The sequence below is a fragment of the Bradyrhizobium sp. BRP20 genome, from assembly GCF_020194215.1.
In the GTDB taxonomy this organism is placed as follows: domain Bacteria; phylum Pseudomonadota; class Alphaproteobacteria; order Rhizobiales; family Xanthobacteraceae; genus Bradyrhizobium; species Bradyrhizobium yuanmingense.
The window spans coordinates 32,207-51,623 of record NZ_JADYVY010000030.1; the positions used below are offsets into that span (position 1 = coordinate 32,207).

Below are 19,417 nucleotides of genomic sequence, written 5' to 3' on the forward strand. Positions count from 1 at the left end.
GCATCCATCAGCGGTCGGTCGCTGATGCTGTCGCTCTGGCTCAATGTAATCGCCGGCGGGGTGCTCATCGGGCTGGTTTACGGGCTCGTCGCGCTCGGTCTCACGATCATCTTCGGCGTCATGCGCGTGGTCAATTTCGCTCATGGCGAGATGGTCGTGTTCGGGATCTACATCGGATACTGGACCGTTCGAATCTGGGACGTCCCGATCGCTTTAGCCGCCGCGATCGCCACGGTCGTCATGTTCGTGTTCGGCTATCTGCTGGAGACGCTCGTCGTGAAGCGGTTCGTCAATCGGCCGCATCACTATCAGTTCATCGTCTTCATCGGCCTCTCACTGCTTTTCAGCGGCGTATTGCTGATGTCGTTCGGTCCGGATCCGCGACCGACGGCGTCTCAGCTGTCCTTCCAGACCGTGACCGTGGGACCGCTCACCTTGGATTGGGCCCGCATCCAGGCGGCCGCTACGGCCGGACTGCTAATCGCCGCACTGGGAGCCTATCTGAAGTACTCCGCATTCGGCCGATCGCTGCGGGGCGCCGCCAATAATCGACTGGGCGGACTGGTGGTCGGGCTGAATATCCCTCGGGTCTATGCGGTGACCTTCGGCATCGGAACGGCCTGCGCTGGCGTCGCCGGCGCATTGATCTCGCCGCTGTTCGATGCGCAGCCCTATCTCGCCGTCGACTTCACGCTGCTGGCCTTCGTGACGGTGATCGTCGGCGGTCTCGGCAGCTTCGGCGGCGCTCTTCTGGGTGGCCTGACGATCGGGGTCGCCGAAGCGATCGCGGCCTTGATGTTCACGCCGTCGATGAAAACAGCACTCCCTTACGCGCTCCTGATCATCATCCTGATTTTCCGTCCGAGGGGGTTTTTCGGTGCAAAGGACATCTGATCAAGCCAGCGACACCAAGCGTTGGGGCGCCGGCGCTCTGGTCTTCGCCGCCCTGGCCGTGGTGGGTGGCATGTCCAACGCCTACGTCATCTCGCTTCTGACGATCGTCCTGTTGTTCACCTTCATGGGACAATCGTGGAACCTGATGCTCGGGATCGGCGGGCAGCTCTCCATCGGTCACGCGCTGTTCGTTGGAATAGGTGCGTATGCGGTGGCGATCCTGAACATCAAATACGGCATCACCCCGTGGATCGGTCTGCTGCTGGGCGCGGTGATTGCGGGCTTCGTCGGCGCGGTGCTGGCGTGGCTGAGCTTCCGCTTCGAGGTTCGTGGCATCTATTTCGCACTGCTCACGATCGCAGCCGCCGAATTCGCCCGGATCATGTTCGGCGGGTGGGACTATGCCGGCGGCATGCAGGGCCTGTTCTATCAGGCGCCGAGCGGCGCGATGGACCTCGGGATGCTGCGCGGTGACGCGCGGTTCTACTACTTCGTCGCGCTCGCGCTTGCGGCCATCGGCGTCGCGGGAACGGAGCTGATCTCGCGGTCCTATTGGGGCTATGTCTGGCGGGCGATGCGGGATGACGACGAGGCCGCCCGCGCGCTGGGGGTGCGGACGTTTCGCCACAAGGTGCTGGTGGTCTCGATATCGGCCGCGACGGCCGCGATCGGCGGCGGCGTGCTGGGCCTGGTGCAGGGCGCGATCTTTCCGGATTCGATCATGGGCATGGCGATCTCGGTCGACGTGCTGATCGGCCCCGTGGTCGGCGGATTGGGCACGGCGTTCGGCCCCCTGGTCGGCTCGATGGCCGCAATCCCGCTGCATCATGCCATGGGAGCTCTCGGCGACGCCCTGGGGCTTCCCGGACTGAACAGCGTCGCCTACGGGGCGGTGCTGATCCTGGTCGTGTGGTTTCTGCCCGACGGCATCTGGCCGTCGATGGTCCGGCTCTACGGGGCGGTCCAGCTGCCGGCGCGCGGCCGGATCCCACAACTGCGGAAGGTCGAGGAATGACCGCGCTGCTCGAAGTGAAGAACCTGACCAAGGCGTTCGTTGGATTGGTCGCGGTCAATGACGTCAGCTTCTCACTGCAGGCGGGCCGCATCACCGCCCTGATCGGACCAAACGGCGCCGGCAAGACCACTTGCTTCAATCTCGTCGCCGGGGCGCTGAGACCGACCGCCGGGCAGGTGCTGTTCGAGGGGCGTTCGCTCGAGCGCGAGCCGCCCGAAGCGGTGTGCCGCATGGGCATTGCGCGCACCTTCCAGATCGTCCGGCCGATGAAAGATATGTCGGTGCTCGAGAATGCCATGGTGGGCGCCTTCAGCTGGACGACGAACGTCAGGGAGGCGCGGGACAAGGCGTATGAGTCGCTCGAAAATGTCGGGCTCGCCGGCAAGGCGAATGCCCGGACGGATCAGTTGACGTTGCCCGATCGCAAGATGCTGGAGATGGCGAAGGCGCTCTCGACCCGCCCCAAGCTGCTGCTGCTCGACGAAGTGATGGCGGGGCTGCGTCCGACCGAAGCGGCCCGCGTTGTCGGCGTGCTGCACAGGCTCGTCGAGGGCGGACTGACGATCCTGCTGGTCGAGCACGTGATGCGGATCGTGATGGAGGTGGCGTCGACCGTGGTGGTGCTTCACCACGGCGCCAAAATCGCCGAGGGCAAGCCGTCAGAGGTGGTGGGGGATCCCGCGGTGCTGGAAAGTTATCTGGGAGCCGGCTTCCATGCCTGACGACGCGCTTCTCGCCATCGACGACCTGTGCGTGGCCTATGACGGCTCCAATGCGCTGAACGGCGTGTCGCTCCGCATCGGCAAGGGTGAACTGATCTGCGTGGTCGGCGCCAACGGCGCCGGCAAGACCTCTCTGATCCGATCAATCGCGGGGATCGTGCCGTCGTCGGGCGGTTCCGTCAGGATCAACGGAGTCGATATCTCCCGGCGACCGCCGTGGGACATCTGCGAAATGGGCATCGCTCAGGTCGCCGAGGGCCGCCAGCTCTTCGGTGCGCTCTCTGTCGAGGACAATCTGCTGATCGGAGGCTCGCTGAAGCGGGCCAGGCACGACCGGGCAAACACGCTTGATTCCGTCTATCAGCTGTTCGGGCGACTTCGCGAGCGCCGCGACCAGCTCGCCGGCACGCTCTCCGGCGGCGAGCAACAGATGCTGGCGATCGGTCGGGCGATCATGTCGAGGCCAGAAATCGTGATGTTCGACGAGCCGTCGATCGGGCTTTCGCCGGCGCTGACCGACGTAATGTTCGGCGTCGTCAAATCCCTCAACGAGCAGGGCATCACGGTCCTTCTCGTCGAGCAGAATGTCGCCAAGTCGCTCGCGCTGAGCAGCCGCGGCTATGTGCTCGAGAACGGCTCCGTGGTGTTGCACGGATCGAGCCGCGATCTGCTCGAGAACCCCGATGTCCAGCGCGCCTATCTGGGATTGTGAGGTGCGCCGTCTCGGCGAGGCGTCGGGCGTTGCCGCTCTCGTCGCACCGCCGTTTTGTCCGCTCCCCGGCTGTTGCAGCCGCTCTCGCTTGGGTCTTACTTATGAACACTGCCACTTCTCTCCTGATCGAGCGTGATCAAGACCTGGTCACGATCACGATGAACCGGCCGCCGGCCAATGCGCTGAATGCGCAGCTCATCGTCGAGTTGCTGGAGGCGATCCGGCGCTTTGCCGACGACGAGAATCCGCCCGGCATCGTGCTCACCGGAGGCGGCGACCGCTTCTTCAGCGCAGGCGGCGACATCAAGGAAGTCGTCGGGATCGATGTCGCGAGGCCGCGCATCCGGTTCTTCCACGAACTCCTCGTGGCGATGGAGAACTATCCGGCCCCGATCGTCTGCGCTGTCCGCGGCTATGCGGTCGGAGGCGCCCTGGAGTTTTTGCTGCACGCGGACTACGTCGTGGCCGATGCGGCGTGCAAGATCGGGTTCCCGGAAATCAACCACGGCCTGCTGCCGGTGACCAAGGGCATGCGCCGGGCCGTTGAGAAGCTCGGCGTGCGGGCGGCACAAGAGCTGCTGTATTGGGGCGAGCTCGTCGGCGCGGAGCGCGCCGTGGCGATCGGCGCCGTCAACGAGATCGTCGCGACCGAGGAGGTCGCGTCCCGTGCGCGAGACGTGTGCGGCGCGTTGCGGCAGAAAGACCGCAAGCTGTTCCACGCCATCAAACGATCGCTCAATCTCACCGCGCAAATGAGCGATCAGGCGCTCGAAGAAATGACCGTGGCCGACCTCGACGCCTATGTCACAGCCGAGAGTTCAATTAACGTGCGTGCGAGGTTTTTGTCAAAGAACAGCAAGGGTTGAATCAATGGCGCGCGGATATCCCGATCAGATCTATCTGGAGCAGATGAGCCACGAGGAAGTCGCCGCGGCGCTGGCCGATGGGTGCACGACGGTGGTGATCCCGCTGGGGGCCGTCGAACAGCATGGACCGCATTTGTCTTTGGGCATGGATGCGGATCATGCCGATGCTCTGGCCGAGCGGATCGCGCGGAGCCGCGGCAACACGCTGGTGGCGCCGACCATCAGGGTCGGCTGCTCGTCTCACCATCTGCCATTCCCGGGTACGATCTCGCTACGGCCGCAGACGCTGGAAGCGATCTGTGTCGATTATTGCACAAGCCTGGCGCGGCACGGCTTCAAGCGCATCCTGATTCACTCGGGCCATATCGGCAATTTTCCGGTCCTGAAGGACATGCTCGGTCGCTTGCGCGAGGCCGTCCCCTCGGATGCTGCGATCCTGGCGTTCGTCGACTCGACGAAATGGATCGACACGTGGCGCGATGCGGTGCGCGAAGCCGGAGGAGACGTGTCGGCCGTCGGCGGCCACGCCGATATCGCCGAGACGTCGCTGATGATGGTCGTTCGGCCCGACAGCGTCAGACCGGACCGCTTCGAGGTGGGCCATCTTGGCGGCTTGTCGGAGGCTGATCTTGAGCTGATGTGGAAGAACGGCATCCGATCGGTTTCGCATAATGGCGTGATCGGAAGTCCGTTCGGCTCGAGCCACAACATCGGCGAAGCGTGCCTCGCGGCGGTCGCCGAGTTGCTGATCAAGACCTTCGATAGCGAGGCCGGAGACGCCCGCCGTTGACGGTCAGCCCGTCCGCTGCACGGGCGAAGCCTTCCGCGGCGTCTGCCATGTTGCGAATACTGACAGCATAAAATTCGGAAAGCTTGACTACGCAAGGCGGCTTTCGGGCGAAAATATCGCCCCGCCTATGAAACCCTGTGCCATCTCGAAAGCTAAAAGGATTGAGACATGGCACTTACGTTTGGGTTCTGGTCCGAACAGGAAACCCAGGTCGGCCACAGTTACTCGCGCAGGCTTCACGAACTGGTCGACGAAGTCCGTCTGGCCGAGAAGGTCGGCTTCGACTGTGTCGCGCTCTCCGAGCAGCACGTGGCGCTGGGCGGGATCTCGAGCTCGGCGCCCGAAGTGGTGTTCGGCTATCTGGCCGCGGTGACGTCGCGCGTCAAGCTGCGCGCCGCGGTGACGCTGATGCCGCAGCGCATCAATCACGCCTTGCGCTCGGCCGAGCGGCTTGCGGTGACCGACATCCTGTCCAACGGCCGCATGGAATTCTACGGCGGCCGCGCCAACACCACCATCGCGATGCGGGCGTTCAACGTCGATCCGAACGAAACGCTGGCGCAGATGGAAGAAGGACTGGCGCTGCTGAAAACGGCGATGCGCCAGGACATCTTCACGTTTGACGGCAAGTACTACCAGATCCCTCCGCGCCAGCTGGTTCCGAAGCCGCTGCAGAAGCCGCATCCGGTGATCGGGATCGCGGCGACCAGCGAGCGCAGTCACGTCTGGGCCGCCGCGCAGGGCTTCGCCGTGATGAGCAGCAACATCTATCAGGGCTGGGACGCTCAGCAGAAGCTGATCGACGCCTATAAAAAAAACTGGAAGCGCGACGAGGAGGGACCGCTGCAGCGTCCGCGTATCGGCATTCCGCTGTTCATCGGCATCGGGAAAACGGACGAGCAGGCCAAGGCGGATTATGCCGGCCCGCTGATGCACTATGCCAAGATCTCGACCGATGCCTATCCGCGTCTCGCGGCGATTGCCGACGACTACAAATACATGGGAGAGAGCGTGCCGTCGATGCAGCGTGCCGCCAACGACTGGGACTATCTGGTCAACGAGTCGGCCACGACGGTGTGCGGCAGCCCCGATACGGTCATTCGTCAGATCGAGAAGTTCGAGGCCATGGGGATCGACGAGGTGCTGCTGCACATGGACTCCGTCCCGCACGAAAAGATCATGGAGGCGATCGACATGGTCGGTCGCTACGTCATCCCGCATTTCAACGACAGAAACAACGTCGTGCGGCCGACCGAGGAGATCCTCGGGCAGATCCGGCTGATGCGGACCCAGAACAAGTAATGCAGCGGTGAAGTCAATGTCGCAATACGGCTACAAGTACCTGATCGTCGAACAACGCGCCACCGGCGTCGCGATCGTCACGATGAACCGCCCGGAGATCCTCAACGCGATCAACTGGGAGATGCACGAGGAGCTCGAAGACGTCTTCGTCAAGCTGGATCGCGACAGTTCTGTCAACGCGATCGTTCTCACCGGTGCAGGCCGCGGATTTTGCTCCGGAGGCGATCAGAAGTCGCTGGATAAGGGAACGCTGCCGTCCCCGACGCGCAGCGGTCGCCACCTCATCCGCAACATGCTGGAAGTCGAAGTGCCGATCGTCGCGGCCGTCAACGGTGTCGCGGTCGGCCTGGGTGCCACGCTCGCGCTGTTCTGCGACGTGATCTATGCGAGCTCGACAGCTCGCTTCGCCGACACGCACGTCAATGCCGGCGTCGTCGCGGGCGATGGCGGCGCGGTGATCTGGCCGCTGCTGATGGGGCCGGTGCGCGCGAAGCACTATCTGATGACCGGCGAATTCATCTCCGCCGCGAAGGCGGCTGCTATCGGCATGATCAACGAGGTGGTCGCGGACGGCAACGTTCTCGATGCCGCGATCGAATACGCCGAACTGCTGGCAAGCGGGCCGAAGGAATCGATCGTGTGGACCAAGTACAGCGTCAACAAGATCATCAAGCAGTACGCCCATTTGCTGCTCGACACCTCTGCGGCGCTGGAGATGTTGACCTTCAAGTCGCCCGAGCGGGCCGAGGCGGTTGCCGCCTTCGCGGCCAAGCGCAAGCGTTTCGCGGAGCGCTGAGATGAACGTCGCTGCGATTACATCCGGCGCTCAGCTGGCCGATACGACCGTCGCGCAGCTTTTGGCAGCGCGACTCGCGGAGCGGCCCGACAAGATCGCCTTGCAACAAAAGCGTCACGGCGCCTGGACCGCCATGACGTGGGGCGCCTATGCGCAGCGTGTCGTGAACCTGGCCAGTGCGCTGCGGCGTGCCGGTCTCGAGCGCGGCGATCGGGTCGCGATCATGGGCGATTCGTCCGAGGAATGGCTGATCGCCGACATGGCCACGATGTGCGCCGGCGGCGTTATGGTGGGCGTGTACTTCACCTCGTCACCCGAAGAAGTGGCTTACTGCTTCACGGATTCAGGCGCGAAGTTCGCGTTCGTCGGCGGGGAGCAGCAGCTTCGCATCGTGATCGCCTCCGGTCGGGCCGAGCAGCTCCGCGGCATCATCGTGCTCGACCCGGATTGGGCCGGCGAGGCCACGGCGTCGATCAGGTCGCTGGCCGACTTTGTCGGAGCACACCATGTCGATGCGCATGATTATCTGCAGAAGGAGAGCGCGACAGCAAAGGCGTCCGATGTCGTCAGCATCGGCTATACGTCCGGGACGACCGGAAACCCCAAGGGCGCCATGCTGACGCACCTCTCCATTCTCGCCGGCGCTCATTGCATCACCCTGTTCGGCCCCAGCATGCGCGAAGAGGAACACCGGGTGGTCGTGCATTTGCCGATGTCGCACACCGTCGCGCGCGGGCAGGCGACGACGTTGCCACTGATCGCCGACGCCGTTCCTTATTTCGGCGAGACGACCGCGGACTTCGCCCAGACGATCAAAGAGGTGAAGCCGACCTACTACATGGCGCCGCCGCGGTTCTACCAGCGTTTTGCCACGCAAATTCTCAGCAGGGTGCATCCCTCCGGCGGTGCGGGAGATCAGAACTACGCGCTCGCCGTGACGATCGCGCGCAGGGCGCTCGAAGACCGTCAGGGCGGCCACGAAGATGCCTTCGTCTCGAAGTTGTTCGCGGCCTGCCGCGAGCAAGTGTTCCAGCCGCTGCTCGCGGAGCTCGGTTTCGACGAGCTGAAGGTCGCGTTCACCTCGTCGGCGGCGATGCCGTCCGAGCTGATGTCGCTGTGGCAGCTGTGGGGCTTGCAGCTCAAGGAGTGCTACGGCCAGACCGAATTGGTCGGTGCCAATCTGGTGCAGATGGCGGAGTGGCCGAAGGCCGGCAACGTCGGGGTCCCGTTGCCGGATCCGGCTTGGGAAACCGCCGTGCTCCCGGACGGCGAGATGATCGTCCGTGGACCGGGATTGTTCGCGGGCTATTGGAACAAGCCGGACGAGACGAAAACGGCGCTCCGCGACGGCTGGCTCTACACCGGCGACATCGTCGAAGTGTCGCCGGAAGGAATCTTCAAGCTGGTCGACCGGAAGAAGGAGATCATCAACACGTCGAACGGCAAATCGATCAGCCCAACTCAGATCGAAAACGAGCTGAGGCACAGCCCCTTCATCTCCGAGGCGGCGGTCATCGGCGAGGGGCGAAAATATCTCACCGCCCTGATCGAAGTGGATGCCACCGCCACAATGGACTGGGCGAAGTCGCGCGACGACAAGATCGCGAGTTACGCCGACCTGGCGGCCTCCGAGATCGTCAACCGGCTGGTCGAGGCGGAGATCGGCAAGGCCAACGGAAGGCTGGCGCGAGCCGAGCAGATCAAGGCGTTCCGCATTCTGCCGGAGGAGCTGTCGCTCGAGAACGGCGTGATGACGCCGACGCGGAAGAAGCGTCGTAAGCAGATCAACGAGCGCTATCAGTCGCTGATCGCGTCGCTCTACGACGAAACCGAGGAAAAGCTGATCAAGGCCGAGATGGGCCTTTGACGTCGGCGATCGCTCCCCAAACGTACGAAGCTACTAGTCAAGATAGAGTTCACTCCTTCAGCAACAGGACATCGAGATGACCAAGCGAAGCGGAATCACGCGGCGGACGATTGTCGGAAGCGGGTTGGGAATTGCGGCAGGCCTGGTATCAAGGCCATCGTTTGCGGCGACCACGAAGGTGAAGGTCGGAGCGATCATGCCCAGCAGCGGCGTGCTGGCGTTTCCCGGTCAAGCCTGCGTGCGCGGCATCGATCTCGGCGCCAAATTCGCGCGTGAGAAGTTCGGCCTCGACATCGAGATCGTTCACGCCGATACGCAAAGCCGTCCGGAGAACGGCCGGATTGCCGCCGAAAGCCTGATCCGGCAGGGCTGCACCGTGCTGATCGGCGCGTGGGATTCCGGCGCCACCATTTCGGCGCTGCAGGCCTGCGAGGCCGCCAAGGTGCCGATGGTAGTCCACATCGCGAGCGCGACCCAGGTGACTTCGCAGGGCTTCACCCAAGTGTTCCGCTATTACCCCACGTCGCTGACCATCGTGCGGCAATCGCTGACCGAGCTGAAGTCCGTGCTTGGCACGCTGAAGGATCCGCCGAGCAGCGCCGTCGTTCTCCATCTCAACAACACGATGGGGCAGTCGACGGCGGCCAGCATCGATCAGGCGTGGAAGGAAGTGGGTGTTCCGCTCAAGATCGCGCAGTATGTTGCCTATGACGAGAAGGCCAAGGATCTGTCGGTAGAGGTCGCCAAGGCGAAAGCGTCGGGTGCCGATGCTTTGATCTCGGTCACGCGCGTCAACGACGCGATCATGATCGCGCGCGAATGCATCAAGCAGGGCTGGGATCCCAAGATGGTGTTTTCACCCAACTCCAACGGCGTGTCGGACAAGGCGTATCACGACGCACTCGGAAAGTATGGTGACGGTCCGGTTCTGTCGGCGTTGTGGCTCAATCCCAAGGGCGCCGAGACCGACAAGATCATGAAGATGTTCGCGGCCGACTACCCGAACGACTGGTTCGATGCCAATGCGGGCTGCGCGTTCGAGGCGGTGCAGATCGTCGCAGACGCCGTGACGCGGGCGGCGTCGCCGGAATCGCCGGCGATTCACGGCGCGCTCAAGACGACCGACATGAAGCCTTTCCTGATGTACGGCGACAACACCAAGTTCGACGAGACCGGCCAGAACATCCACTGTTCGATGGTGATGCTGCAGGGTTTGAAAGGCAGGCCGCGGGTAGTGGCTCCAAAGGCCATCGCGGAAGCGTCGCTCGAGTATCCGCTTGCGCCTTACAGCAAACGCTGACGTCGTTACGTGCGGCCCCGCGAAAGCGTCGTGGGGTCGCGGTGGTCAAATGCCGAGGCAGGGACGTGCGAGCTAGGACAAACTGTCCGAATTGATCAGGCGCGACCGCTCGGCAAGGAAGCGGCGGGGGCTTTGTCCCATCGTCTTCTTGAACATCGTGATGAACGCGCTGGGCGTTTCGTAGCCCAGCTCCAGCGACACGGCCTGGACCGAACTGCCAGCCGTAAGGCGTTGCATGGCGATCAGAATGTGGAGACGCTGGCGCCAGCGCCCGAAGGTCATCCCTGTTTCCTTGGCGATGAAGCGTGCGAACGTACTCTCGCTCATCGCGTAGCGCGAGGCGACTTCGTCCATCGTGCTGCGGTCGCCCGGATTATTCAACAAGGAGGTCGCGAGGTGTTGAAGACGGGCGTCGGGGGAGATCGGCAGATACATTTCATCCGTCGTCGGCATCTGCACGAGTTCGTCGAGCAAAACCCGGCCGAGACGGCTGGTCGGTCCTTCCAGCGGATAGAGCGGTGGGAACACCGAGAGGCGGTGGATCAATTCGCGCACCAGCGACGTGATCATCAGCATGCAGCAGGTCCGCGGCAGCATGCTGACCTGCGGATCGATGAACACGGTGTAGAGTTTGCCGAAATCGGCCACGCAATTGCTGTGCTGCACGCCGGCCGGGATCCATACCGCGCCTTGCGGAGGCACGATCCACAAGCCGCCAGGCGCCCGGCACATCACCGAGCCATGAGATGCGACGACCAATTGGCCTTTGCGGTGTGAGTGCAGCGGCAGGTCGTCGTTGTCTTTGCTGGTTTCGAGACAGAATGAAGTGACGGGACGATCGAACTGGTCCGGATCGACCGGATCATAGTTGATCCGAAGATCGGGCAGATCCATTCGCGCAAAATCGCGATCGAACTCGGTCTCGGGCGGCATTTCAATCCTGCCAATTCGTCAAGTCAGTCAAGCCTTGATGCAGATCCTGCTGCTAACGAGGTTAGCTGTTTTGAAAGGTCAGGTCACTAGTCGCGGCGAGCCGTCGAGTTCGCTGATCTGCGACAAGATGCCCGCTACTGCGGCGTGAGCGCCAAGCGCCTGTCAGGCGGCCCACGGCTCGATCACTTGCCTGATTAAACCAACAGCAGAGAATGCTGCGATGCGAACCTCGGCGTCCCTCCGGAGCCGGGCAATCCGTCGGAACGCGGCCGTATTCAGCAGCACGTGCCACAGCACCCGATGCTACCAAGCGCGGGCTTTCTGGGAGCCCGTCGCATGACCGCACACATCGATCCGCCACGCAAGGCCGTCAACGCCGATCAGGACGCGGTCGAGACCGCCGATTGGCTCGCATCGCTTGGATCGCTCCATCGCAGCGCCGGTGCCGAGCGCGTGCGATACATCCTGGCTGCGCTCGATCGGCGTGCGAAGGAGCTCGGCGTTCTGCCGGACTCTCCGCCGTTTTCGCCCTATCGCAATTCGATTCCGCTCGAGCAGCAGAAGCCCTACCCCGGCGACATCGCGATCGAGACCCGCCTGACGGCGATCATTCGCTGGAACGCGCTCGCGATGGTGGTCCGTGCCAACAAGGCCTATGGGGAACTCGGCGGGCACGTCGCCAGCTACGCCTCGGCCGCTGAGATTTTCGAGGTCGGTTTCAATCATTTCTTTCGCGCGTCAAGCTCCGAGTCGGAGGGGGACTTGGTGTACTTCCAGCCGCATTCGTCCCCCGGAGTCTATGCACGAGCGCATCTCGAAGGCCGGCTGTCGGACGAAAATCTGAAGCTGTATCGCCAGGAACTGAGCGGCCCCGGTCTGTCGTCCTATCCGCATCCCTGGCTGATGCCGGAGTTCTGGCAGGTGCCGTCGGCGTCGATGGGCCTCGGCCCGATCAGCGCGATCTACCAGGCGCGGTTCATGAAGTATCTGCAGCATCGCGGCCTGGTGCAGACGGCCGGTCGCCACGTCTGGGGTGTGTTCGGCGACGGCGAGATGGACGAGCCGGAATCGATCGCCGGGCTCGCCCTGGCGGCGCGGGAAAATCTCGACAACCTCACCTTCGTCGTCAATTGCAACCTGCAGCGCCTGGACGGGCCGGTCCGCGGCAACGGGCAGGTGATTCAGGAACTCGAATCTCTCTTCCAGGGCGCCGGCTGGAACGTCATCAAGGTGCTGTGGGGATCGGACTGGGACGATATCTTCGCGCGCGACAGCAAGCATGCGCTGCTGCGCAAATTCGCCGACACCGTCGATGGCAAATATCAGACGCTCGGCGCCAAGGATGGGGCCTACAACCTCGCCAACTTCTTCAGCGAGGACCCCGAGGTCCGGGCGCTGGTTGCGCACATGTCGGACGCGGATATCGACGGCCTGAAGCGCGGCGGCCACGACTTCAAGAAGCTGTTCGCGGCCTTTGCCGCCGCTAAGGACATGAAGGGTCGGCCGACAGTCATTCTGGCGAAGACCAAGAAGGGGTACGGCATGGGCGGCGCCGGCGAGTCGCGCATGACGTCGCACCAGGCCAAGAAGCTCGACGTCGACGCGCTGTATGCGTTCCGCGACCGGTTCGCTCTGCCGCTCAGCAACGAGCAAGTCGAGAATCTGGAATTCTTCAGGCCTGCGGAAGACAGCGCGGAAATTCAGTATCTGCGCGCCCGTCGCGCGGCACTCGGCGGCTACATGCCGGCGCGGCGACGCGCTTCGGCGGCGCTGCCGGTGCCGCCGCTGCAATCCTACGCGGAGTTCGCGCTGCGCGGCGACGGCAAGGAGACGTCCACCACGATGGCGATCGTGCGGCTGTTCACCAATTTGCTCAAGGACAAGACGCTCGGCCCGCGCATCGTTCCGATCGTCGCCGACGAAGCCCGCACCTTCGGAATGGCGAACCTGTTCAGGCAGGTCGGCATCTACTCGCCGGCGGGGCAGCTCTACGAGCCGGAAGATGCCGGCTCGATGCTGTACTACAAGGAAGCGATCGACGGTCAATTGCTGGAGGAAGGGATCACCGAGGCGGGGGCGATTTCGTCCTGGACCGCGGCGGCGACCTCCTACAGCATCCATAACTTCCCGTTGCTGCCGTTCTATATCTACTATTCGATGTTCGGCTTTCAGCGGGTCGGCGATCTGATCTGGGCGGCGGCGGACCAGCGCGCGCGTGGTTTTCTGATCGGGGCGACGGCCGGCCGGACGACGCTCGGCGGCGAAGGCTTGCAGCATCAGGACGGGTCCAGCCATCTGATGGCGGCGACCGTTCCGAACTGCCGGGCCTACGATCCGGCATTCTCCTACGAGGTGGCCGTCATCGTCGATCACGGCATGCGGTCGATGCTCGAGCAGGGCAACGACGAGTTCTATTACCTCACGGCGATGAACGAGAACTATGCGCAGCCCTCGATGCCCGACGATGCGCGCGACGGCATCATCAAGGGTCTCTATCGGGTGCTGCCGAGCGCTGACGGGCCGGCGAAGATCAGGCTGGTCGGCTCGGGCGCCATTCTTCCGGAGGCGCTCGCCGCCGCGGCGATGCTGCAAAGCGAATGGAAAGTGCCCAGTGAAGTCTGGTCGGCAACGAGCTTTTCCGAGCTGGCGCGGGAGGCGCGTGAGGTGGAGCGAACCAATCGGCTCTCGCCGCTGTCGCCCCCGGTCGAGAGCCACGTCGCACGATGCCTCGGCGGCAAGGTGCCGATCGTCGCGGCATCGGATTATGTCCGGGCGTATCCGCAACTGATCGGTTCTTACATCGAGGCGCCCTATACGGTGCTGGGCACCGACGGCTTCGGGCGCAGCGATACACGCGCCGCGCTGAGATCTTTCTTCGAGGTCGATCGCAAGCAGATCGTCGTTGCGGCGCTGTCGGCGCTGGCAAAATTGGGTGAAGTGGCGCGTGAGCAGGTCGCCGAGGCCATCGCCAGCTACGAATTGCCGACCGGCGTTGCATCGCCTTGGTCTCGCTGACAGAGGGCGGAGCGCGCATGTCTCATTCAATTGAAGTCGTTCTGCCGGATATTGGGGACTACAAGGATGTTCCGGTAGTCGAAATCAATGTGTCGGTCGGCGACGAGGTCACGATCGACATGCCGTTGCTGTCGATCGAGTCCGACAAGGCGACGATGGAGGTCCCATCCCCGGCCGCAGGCACGGTGGCCAAACTGATGATCGACGTCGGGGCGCGGGTTTCTCAAGGTTCGGTCCTGATGATCCTCGAAGGTCGCGGTGAATCCACCGCGCCGCCGCCGGCGGCTGCGTCGGCGCCACAGCTGGAGCGACGGTTCTCGCAGCAGGAGGCGCTGTCACAGCCGGCGCCCGCCGCTCGAGTCGATGGCTCGCGAGCACGGGCACAGCAGCCGCAGCCCAGCGGGGCTGCGCATGCGTCGCCGTCGGTCCGCGCCTTGGCGCGTGAGCTCGGCGTGGCGCTGGACTCTGTCGTGCCCACCGGCCCCAAGGGCCGGATTCTGCGCGAGGATGTGGCGGCCTTCGTCAACGGACTGGTGCGATCGGGACCGGCGATGGCGCCTGCGTCCGACGCGCCGGTCGATTGGCCCAGGGTGGATTTCGGGAGGTACGGCGCGGTCGAGCGCCTGCCGCTGACGCGGATCCAGAAGCTGACCGGCGCGAACCTCTCGCGCAACTGGAACGTCATTCCCCATGTGACGAATTTCGACAAAGCGGATGTGACCGACGCCGAAGCCTTTCGTCAGCTCGCCAATGCCGAGGCCGCGAAGGACACGGCGAAGCTCACCATGGTGTCGCTGCTGATCAAGGCCGCGGCCTTGGCGCTGCAGAAATACCCGCGCTTCAATTCGTCGCTCGATCGCGATGAGCTGATCCTCAAGCACTACGTCCACATCGGCTTCGCCGTCGACACGCCGAAAGGTCTGGTTGTGCCGGTGATCCGGGACTGCGATAAGAAGGGCCTTCGGCAGATCGCCGCGGAGATGCGCTCGCTCGCCGACAAGGCGCTCGCGGGGCAGCTTGCGTCGGGCGACATGCAGGGCGGCTGTTTCTCGGTGTCGTCTCTGGGAGGCGTCGGCGGTCAGGGATTTACGCCCATCATCAACGCGCCCGAGGTGGCAATCCTCGGAGCCGGTCGTGCCGCCACCGAGGCAGTCTGGAATGGACGCGAATTCGAACCGCGGCTCGTCCTTCTCCTGAGTCTGTCGTGGGATCACCGGGTCGTCGACGGCGTGGCCGGGGCCCGGTTCCTGGGCTTCGTCGCGTCGGTTCTCTCCGATCTGCGGCGCTTCGCATTGTGAGGACGCAGATGCGGACAGAGGAGATCCGGGTCCCCGACATCGGGGATTTCCGAGACGTCGAAGTCGTCGAGGTCCACGTCAGGGCGGGCGACGTCGTCGGGCGAGAGCAGGCGTTGATCACCGTGGAATCCGACAAGGCGACGCTGGAGATTCCGTCGCCGATCGCAGGGGTGATCACGAGCATTTCGCTGCGCGTTGGAGACAAGGTGTCTCAAGGCTCCATGATTGGCACGGCGTCGGCGTCGGAGGAAGCGGGCGCGCAAGGCGAGACGGTCTCGGCGGATCAGGCCGATGCTGGCCAGCGCGCAACAGATCATACACGCTACGATCTTGTCGTGATCGGAGGCGGGCCGGGCGGCTATTCAGCAGCGTTTCGGGCCGCAGATATTGGACTGAGGACCGCGATCGTCGAACGCTACGGCACCTTGGGCGGAGTTTGCCTGAATGTCGGATGTATCCCGTCGAAGGCGCTGCTTCATGTTGCGGCCGTCAGAGAGGAAGCCGAGCGGATCGCCGACATGGGCATTCGCTTCGGCGCGCCGCAGATCGATCTGCAGGCGTTGCGTGCCTTCAAGGACGGCACCGTCACGAGGCTGACGGATGGGCTGAACCAGATGGCGGCGGCGCGCCGCGTCACGGTGATCCGCGGCACCGCGAAATTCGTCTCCGCCACGCGGCTCGAGGTTGCCGGCGAAGGGGCAAGCTCGCAGCAGATCGATTTCGGACAATGTATCATCGCGACGGGCTCGCGCGCGGTGCAGTTGGCGGTGCTTCCCAAGGACGGGCGGATCGTGACCTCGACCGGCGCGCTCTCGCTGCGAAGCATTCCGGGCCGCATGCTCGTGATCGGAGCGGGGATCATCGGGCTGGAGATGGCGACCGTTTACAGCGCGCTCGGGGCCAAGATCGATCTTGTCGAAAGGCTTTCCGATATCCTGGCGGGCGTGGATGCCGATGCGGTGAAGATCTGGCGTTCGCGCAACGCGCATCGCTTCGAGCATATCGACCTTGACAGCAGCGTATCGACTGCCGCGGTGACGCCCGACGGCGTAACGGTTGCTATCACGGGCGCGTCAGTTGAGACACGATCCTACGATCTCGTGCTGCAATCTGCGGGCCGCGTTCCCAACAGCGGCGAACTCGGCCTCGAACGGATCGGCGTTGCAATCGATCCGAACGGCTTCATTCAGGTCGACGAGCAGATGAGAACGACGGCGCGCAACGTCTTCGCCATCGGCGACGTCGTCGGCGGTTCGATGTTGGCCCACAAGGCCGTTCACGAGGGGCACGTCGCCGCGGAAGTAGCTGCCGGGAAGCCGGCGGCCTTTACGGCGAAGATCGTCCCCAATGTCGCCTACACCGATCCTGAGATCGCCTGGGTCGGCAAGTCCGTGCGTGATGTCGCCGAATCCGGCGGGAAGATCCGTTCGGCAAAATTCCCATGGGCCGCGTCCGGCCGGGCCATCGCGTCGGGCGCGTCCTATGGCTTGACGAAGCTGTTGTTCGACGTCGAAACCGGTCGCATCGTCGGGGGCGTGATCGTCGGACCGCATGCCGGCGATATGATCGGGGAAATCTGTCTCGCGATCGAAATGGGGGCTGACGCGATCGATATCGGCAAGACCATTCACCCCCATCCGACCCTCGGCGAAACGATCGGCATGGCTGCCGAAGTCCATGAGGGCATTTGCACCGACCTGCCTCCAATCGCCAGAAACCGGTAGATCAGTTGGCCCAATCAATGTCCGTTATCGAAGCCCTTGAACAACGTCGCGCCGGTGCCAAACTCGGCGGCGGCGAGAAGCGCATCGACGCGCAGCATGCGCGCGGCCGCCTCACCGCGCGGGAGCGGATCGACCTGCTGCTCGACAAGCATTCGTTCGAGGAGATGGACATGTTCGTCCAGCACCGCTCGACCGAATTCGGGATGGAGAACACCAAAATTCCGGGAGACGGCGTGGTCACCGGCTGGGGCACCGTCAACGGCCGCAAGGTGTTCGTGTTCGCCAAGGATTTCACCGTGTTCGGGGGCTCGCTGTCCGAGACCCACGCGGCCAAGATCACCAAGCTGCAGGACATGGCGCTGAAGGCGCGGGCGCCGATCATCGGCCTGTACGACGCCGGCGGGGCGCGCATCCAGGAGGGCGTCGCGGCGCTCGCCGGCTACTCCTACGTGTTCCGCCGCGTGGTGCAGGCCTCCGGCGTGATCCCGCAGATCTCCGTCATCATGGGCCCCTGCGCCGGCGGCGACGTCTACGCCCCGGCGATGACCGACTTCATCTTCATGGTGAAGAACACCAGCTACATGTTCGTCACCGGACCCGATGTGGTGAAGACGGTGACCAACGAGGTGGTGACGCCGGAAGAACTCGGCGGCGCCTCGGTGCACGCCACGCGCTCCTCGATCGCCGACGGCGCCTTCGAGAACGACGTCGAGACACTGCTGCAGATGCGCCGGCTGCTCGACTATCTGCCGGCCAACAGCAGCGAAGGCGTGCCGGAATGGCCGAGCTTCGACGACATCGAGCGCGAGGATTTTTCGCTCGACACGCTGATCCCCGACAATCCGAACAAGCCGTACGACATGAAGGAGCTGATCCTGAAGGTCGTCGACGAGGGCGACTTCTTCGAGATCGCGGAAGCCTTCGCCAAGAACATCGTCATCGGCTTCGGCCGCATTGCGGGGCGCACCGTCGGCTTCGTCGCCAACCAGCCGATGGTGCTGGCGGGCGTGCTCGACTCCGACGCCTCGCGCAAGGCGGCGCGCTTCGTGCGGTTCTGCGACTCGTTCAACATCCCGATCGTCACCTTCGTCGACGTCCCGGGCTTCCTGCCGGGCACGAGCCAAGAATATGGCGGCCTGATCAAGCACGGCGCGAAGCTGCTGTTCGCCTATTCGCAGTGCACCGTACCGCTCGTCACCGTCATCACCCGCAAGGCCTATGGCGGCGCCTTCGACGTCATGGCCTCGAAGGAAATCGGCGCCGACATGAACTACGCCTGGCCGACCGCCCAGATCGCGGTGATGGGCGCCAAGGGTGCGGTCGAGATCATCTTCCGCAGCGATATCGGCGACCCCGACAAGATCGCCGCCCGCAGCAAGGAATACGAGGACCGCTTCCTGTCGCCGTTCGTCGCCGCCGAGCGAGGCTACATCGACGACGTCATCATGCCGCATGCAACGAGGCGCCGCATCGCGCGGGCGCTGGCCATGCTGGGTGACAAGAAGATGGAAGTTCCGGCCAAGAAGCACGACAACATGCCGTTGTAGGAAGAGCTGTGTTCAAGAAGATTCTGATCGCCAACCGTGGCGAGATCGCCTGCCGGGTCATCAAGACCGCGCGCCTGATGGGTATCGAGACGGTTGCGGTCTATTCCGAGGCCGACCGCGATGCCCTCCATGTCGAGATGGCCGACGAGGCCGTGCTGATCGGTCCCCCGGCCGCGGCCGAGAGCTATCTGGTGATCGAGAAGATCGTCGAGGCCTGCAAGCAGACCGGCGCACAGGCCGTCCATCCCGGCTACGGCTTCCTGTCCGAGCGCGAGGCGTTTCCGCGCGCGCTGGAGGCCGCCGGCATCGTCTTCATCGGCCCGAACCCGGGCGCGATCGCGGCGATGGGCGACAAGATCGAGTCGAAGAAGGCGGCCGCCAAGGCCAAGGTCTCGACCGTGCCGGGCTATCTCGGCGTCATCGAGGACGACAAGCACGCGGTGCGGATCGCCGACGAGATCGGCTACCCCGTCATGATCAAGGCCTCCGCCGGCGGCGGCGGCAAGGGCATGCGCATCGCCCATTCCAAAGCCGAGGTTGCCGAGGGCTTCAACCTCGCCAAGGCGGAGGCAAAGGCCTCGTTCGGCGACGACCGCGTCTTCGTCGAAAAGTTCATCGTCGATCCCCGCCACATCG

General features: G+C 63.9%; 16 protein-coding genes. 15 read left to right on the top strand and 1 reads right to left on the bottom strand.

Annotated features, from left to right (window positions below):
• Positions 1-24 precede the first annotated feature (24 nt).
• The 10 genes from I6F33_RS35790 to I6F33_RS35835 all read left to right on the top strand — a co-directional run bounded on the left by I6F33_RS35790 (position 25) and on the right by I6F33_RS35835 (position 10,264).
• The gene (locus I6F33_RS35790) at positions 25-894 is read left to right on the top strand and encodes a branched-chain amino acid ABC transporter permease (protein WP_225145628.1); all 870 of its coding nucleotides are present in this window, start codon (positions 25-27) and stop codon (positions 892-894) included.
• Positions 878-1,909, top strand: a complete 1,032-nt coding sequence (locus tag I6F33_RS35795; protein ID WP_225145629.1) for a branched-chain amino acid ABC transporter permease — start codon at positions 878-880, stop codon at positions 1,907-1,909. Before I6F33_RS35790 ends, I6F33_RS35795 begins: the two co-directional genes overlap by 17 nt.
• The gene (locus tag I6F33_RS35800) at positions 1,906-2,631 is read left to right on the top strand and encodes an ABC transporter ATP-binding protein (protein WP_225145630.1); all 726 of its coding nucleotides are present in this window, start codon (positions 1,906-1,908) and stop codon (positions 2,629-2,631) included. Before I6F33_RS35795 ends, I6F33_RS35800 begins: the two co-directional genes overlap by 4 nt.
• A complete protein-coding gene (locus tag I6F33_RS35805) occupies positions 2,624-3,343 on the top strand; it encodes an ABC transporter ATP-binding protein (protein WP_225145631.1) in 720 nt (239 codons plus the stop codon). The genes I6F33_RS35800 and I6F33_RS35805 overlap by 8 nt, the downstream gene beginning before the upstream one ends.
• Before the next feature lie 101 nt (positions 3,344-3,444).
• The gene (locus I6F33_RS35810; protein WP_225145632.1) at positions 3,445-4,209 is read left to right on the top strand and encodes an enoyl-CoA hydratase/isomerase family protein; all 765 of its coding nucleotides are present in this window, start codon (positions 3,445-3,447) and stop codon (positions 4,207-4,209) included.
• Between the two features lie 4 nt (positions 4,210-4,213).
• Positions 4,214-4,999 carry a creatininase family protein gene (locus I6F33_RS35815; RefSeq protein WP_225145633.1) on the top strand — a complete coding sequence of 262 codons (786 nt, stop codon included), beginning with the start codon at positions 4,214-4,216 and terminating at the stop codon, positions 4,997-4,999.
• A 168-nt stretch (positions 5,000-5,167) separates the two neighbouring features.
• A complete protein-coding gene (locus tag I6F33_RS35820) occupies positions 5,168-6,301 on the top strand; it encodes an LLM class flavin-dependent oxidoreductase (protein WP_225145634.1) in 1,134 nt (377 codons plus the stop codon).
• A 16-nt stretch (positions 6,302-6,317) separates the two neighbouring features.
• Complete coding sequence (locus I6F33_RS35825; RefSeq protein WP_225145635.1) at positions 6,318-7,097, top strand: enoyl-CoA hydratase/isomerase family protein; 780 nt, start codon at positions 6,318-6,320, stop codon at positions 7,095-7,097.
• A 1-nt stretch (position 7,098) separates the two neighbouring features.
• Positions 7,099-8,964: a long-chain fatty acid--CoA ligase gene (locus I6F33_RS35830; protein ID WP_225145636.1), complete on the top strand. Its 1,866-nt coding sequence runs from the start codon at positions 7,099-7,101 to the stop codon at positions 8,962-8,964.
• A gap of 76 nt (positions 8,965-9,040) precedes the next feature.
• Positions 9,041-10,264, top strand: coding sequence for an ABC transporter substrate-binding protein (locus I6F33_RS35835; protein WP_225145637.1), 1,224 nt, complete (start codon positions 9,041-9,043; stop codon positions 10,262-10,264).
• Between the two features lie 72 nt (positions 10,265-10,336).
• On the opposite strand, the gene I6F33_RS35840 is transcribed toward I6F33_RS35835, so the two are convergent.
• Entirely contained in the window at positions 10,337-11,197 is an 861-nt protein-coding gene (locus I6F33_RS35840) for a helix-turn-helix domain-containing protein (protein WP_225145638.1), read from the bottom strand.
• Positions 11,198-11,533: 336 nt separating this feature from the next.
• Here I6F33_RS35840 and mdeB point away from each other — a divergent pair, with 336 nt between their 5' ends.
• From mdeB to I6F33_RS35865, 5 genes are all read left to right on the top strand, one after another.
• Complete coding sequence (gene mdeB / locus I6F33_RS35845) at positions 11,534-14,212, top strand: alpha-ketoglutarate dehydrogenase (RefSeq protein WP_225145639.1); 2,679 nt, start codon at positions 11,534-11,536, stop codon at positions 14,210-14,212.
• Positions 14,213-14,229: 17 nt separating this feature from the next.
• Positions 14,230-15,510 (top strand): 2-oxo acid dehydrogenase subunit E2, encoded by a 1,281-nt coding sequence (locus I6F33_RS35850; protein WP_225145640.1) that lies wholly within the window; start codon positions 14,230-14,232, stop codon positions 15,508-15,510.
• 8 nt (positions 15,511-15,518) lie between these two features.
• Positions 15,519-17,234: a dihydrolipoyl dehydrogenase gene (gene lpdA, locus I6F33_RS35855; RefSeq protein ID WP_225145641.1), complete on the top strand. Its 1,716-nt coding sequence runs from the start codon at positions 15,519-15,521 to the stop codon at positions 17,232-17,234.
• 17 nt (positions 17,235-17,251) lie between these two features.
• Positions 17,252-18,781 (top strand): acyl-CoA carboxylase subunit beta, encoded by a 1,530-nt coding sequence (locus tag I6F33_RS35860; RefSeq protein WP_225145642.1) that lies wholly within the window; start codon positions 17,252-17,254, stop codon positions 18,779-18,781.
• Between the two features lie 8 nt (positions 18,782-18,789).
• Positions 18,790-19,417 (top strand): biotin carboxylase N-terminal domain-containing protein (locus tag I6F33_RS35865; protein WP_225145643.1); only part of this gene is annotated, 628 nt, incomplete at its 3' end.